Annotated in this window: 4 protein-coding genes; 3 read left to right on the forward strand and 1 reads right to left on the reverse strand. The window is 72.1% G+C overall.

The annotated features are described in order from the left end of the window. The coding region (locus B9S61_RS05440; RefSeq protein ID WP_103541170.1) for a TetR/AcrR family transcriptional regulator at positions 1 to 748 on the reverse strand (748 nt) is incomplete at its 3' end. Between the two features lie 133 nt (positions 749 to 881). On the opposite strand from B9S61_RS05440, the gene B9S61_RS05445 reads away from it, so the two are divergent. The 3 genes from B9S61_RS05445 to B9S61_RS05455 all read left to right on the forward strand — a co-directional run. After that, entirely contained in the window at positions 882 to 2,102 is a 1,221-nt protein-coding gene (locus B9S61_RS05445) for a saccharopine dehydrogenase family protein (protein WP_103541168.1), read from the forward strand. 107 nt (positions 2,103 to 2,209) lie between these two features. After that, on the forward strand, positions 2,210 to 2,467 hold the full coding sequence (locus B9S61_RS05450) for a WhiB family transcriptional regulator (protein ID WP_103541169.1): 258 nt from the start codon (positions 2,210 to 2,212) through the stop codon (positions 2,465 to 2,467). Positions 2,468 to 2,516: 49 nt separating this feature from the next. Continuing rightward, positions 2,517 to 2,834, forward strand: a 318-nt coding sequence (locus B9S61_RS05455) for a DUF488 domain-containing protein (protein ID WP_103541171.1), incomplete at its 3' end; no start/stop codon positions are given.

Consider the following 2,834-nt stretch of genomic DNA (forward strand, 5'->3'; position numbering starts at 1 on the left):
CGCCGACCGCGCCGTCGTCCGGGGGTCCCGAGGGGGACGACGGTGCCGAGGACGCCGTCAGGCTGCTCCCGGCGCTGGTCAGAAGCATGTCCAGGGCCGTCGGGTAGGCGCTGGTGACCATGCGGGTGGCCAGCAGCGGGGCGGCCTCGGCGAGGCGGGGGTGGGTGGTGGCCGGGAGGCGGGCGTAGGTCGACTGCCACATGTCCTCGTCGGCGCGGCGCGCGGCACTGGGCAGCGCCAGGGTCGCGGCGTCGAGGGCGGCGAAGGCCAGGGTGGTGTCGATGAAGGCGTGGTAGACACGTACCGCCTCCGGCAGCGGGAAGCCCGCGGTGCGCAGCACGTCCAGTACCGCCTCGTCGGCCGCGAGTTCGCAGCCGCGGCCGGATACGCGGCTCGCCGTGAGGACCGCCGCCTGCGGGTGCGAGAGGTAGGCGGTGTGGATGCGCAGCCCGATGGCCCGCAGGTCGTCCTGCCACTGCCCGGCCGGGCGCCACCCGTGCATCGCCCGGCCGATCAGCGCGTCACCGATGGCGAGGGTCAGTTCGTCCATGCCGCGGAAGTAGCGGTAGAGGGTGCTGGGGTCGCAGTCCAGGGCGAGACCCAGCCGGCGGGCGGTCAGGCCCGCGCTGCCGTGCTCGCGCAGCAGCCGCAGCGCGGCTTCGACGATCAGCGTCTCGGACAGCACCAGGCCGCTCCTGGTGGGCCTGCGGCGCCGCCGCCGCTCCTCGGGAACCACACGTTTCGGCATGCCCTCTCCCCGCTCCGGCCTTATGCCAACGCCATTGACCTTACGTCGGCGTACCGCGTTGTATCCACGTCGGGGCCCCGCGTACGCCTCCGGGTTCCGTGAGATACATGAGGATGAAAGGGAGTGCGCCGTCATGCGTGTACTGCTTGTGGGAGCGGGCGGAGTGGGTACCGCGATCACCCGGATCGCGGCCCGGCGGCCGTTCTTCGACCTGATGGTGGTGGCTGACTACGACCCGGCCCGGGCCGAGGCGGCGGTCGCGGCCCTCGGCGCGGACGGCGCCCGGTTCCGGGCCGAGCGCGTGGACGCCGGCGACGAGAACCTGGTGCGGGCCCTGCTCGAACGGCACGGTTGCGATGTCCTGCTCAACGCCACCGATCCGCGGTTCGTGATGCCGCTGTTCCGGGCCGCGCGGGACCGCGGTGCCGTGTATGTCGACATGGCGATGTCCCTCTCCCGGCCGCACGCCGAACGCCCGTACGAGGAGTGCGGGGTCAAACTCGGCGACGAGCAGTTCGCGCGGAACGCCGACTGGGAGAAGGCCGGCGGGCTGGCCCTGGTCGGCATGGGTGTGGAGCCCGGCCTGTCGGATGTCTTCGCCCGGTACGCCGCCGACGAACTCTTCGACGAGATCGAGGAGATCGGCGTCCGCGACGGCGCGAACCTCACGGTGGACGGCCATGACTTCGCTCCCTCCTTCAGCATCTGGACCACCATCGAGGAATGCCTCAACCCGCCGGTCGTCTACGAGAAGGACCGCGGCTGGTTCACCACCGAACCCTTCAGCGAACCCGAGGTGTTCGACTTCCCGGAGGGCATCGGGCCGGTGGAGTGCGTCAACGTCGAGCACGAGGAGGTGCTGCTCGTCCCCCGCTGGGTCGACGCCCGCCGGGTCACCTTCAAGTACGGCCTGGGCCGCGAGTTCGTCGACACCCTCAGGACGCTGCACCTGCTGGGCCTGGACCGCACCGAGCCGGTGACCGTGCCGGGTCCCGGCGGGCCGGTGCAGGTCTCCCCCCGGGACGTCGTCGCCGCCTGCCTGCCCGACCCGGCGACGCTCGGCGAGCGGATGCACGGCAAGACCTGTGCCGGCACCTGGGTACGGGGCACCAGGGGCGGGGCACCGCGCGAGGTGTATCTGTACCACGTGGTCGACAACCGGTGGTCCATGGACGAGTACGGCTGTCAGGCCGTGGTGTGGCAGACCGCCGTCAACCCGGTCGTCGCCCTCGAACTGGTCGCCGGCGGCGTCTGGTCGGGCACGGGCGTGCTCGGTCCGGAGGCGTTCCCCGCGGGCCCGTTCCTGGAACTGCTGACCGCGTACGGTTCGCCCTGGGGGCTGCGCGAGCAGTGACCGTCCGCACGCGGCCGCGCCGTTTCACCTCGTGACGACAGGTGACCCGAAGGGGAACAAGGCATCCGAGGGGATGTGAACCTACTCCGATCGCAGGTGACTTTTCGATGGACAACTGGCGAAGCGGCGCGGCCTGCCGGACCGAGGATCCCGAACTCTTCTTCCCGATCGGCACCTCCGGGCCCGCCCCGGTCCAGACGGAACAGGCCAAGGCCGTGTGCCGGGGATGCCCCGTACGGGAGCAGTGCCTGGAATGGGCGCTGGAGACGGGGCAGTCCATCGGTGTGTGGGGCGGCACGAGCGAGACCGAACGACGTGCGCTGAAGCGGCGCATCGCCGCGCGGCGGGCCGGTGGCGGCTCGTGAGGCGTTCTCCCGTACCGTGCCCGCCGGAGACCTCCGAAAGGGGCAGACCATGAGCGTGCGCGTGCGCCGTGTCCACGAACCGCCCGAGCCGGACGACGGCGTCCGCGTCCTGGTCGACCGGCTGTGGCCGCGCGGTCTGGCCAAGGACGCGGCACAGGTGGACGCGTGGCCCAAGGGGCTGACGCCGTCGACGGAGCTGCGCCGCTGGTACCACGGGGACGGGGGTTCGTACGAGGAGTTCCGCGGGCGCTACGAGGCCGAGCCGGCCGCTCCGGAGGCGGCCGAACTCCTGGACGGCGTGAGGGAGCCGGCCGGGAAGGGCGCCGTGACCCTGCTGACCGCGTCCAAGGACACCGAGCACAGCCAC

This window comes from Streptomyces sp. SM1 (assembly GCF_002910825.1).
GTDB classification, from domain to species: domain Bacteria; phylum Actinomycetota; class Actinomycetes; order Streptomycetales; family Streptomycetaceae; genus Streptomyces; species Streptomyces okerensis.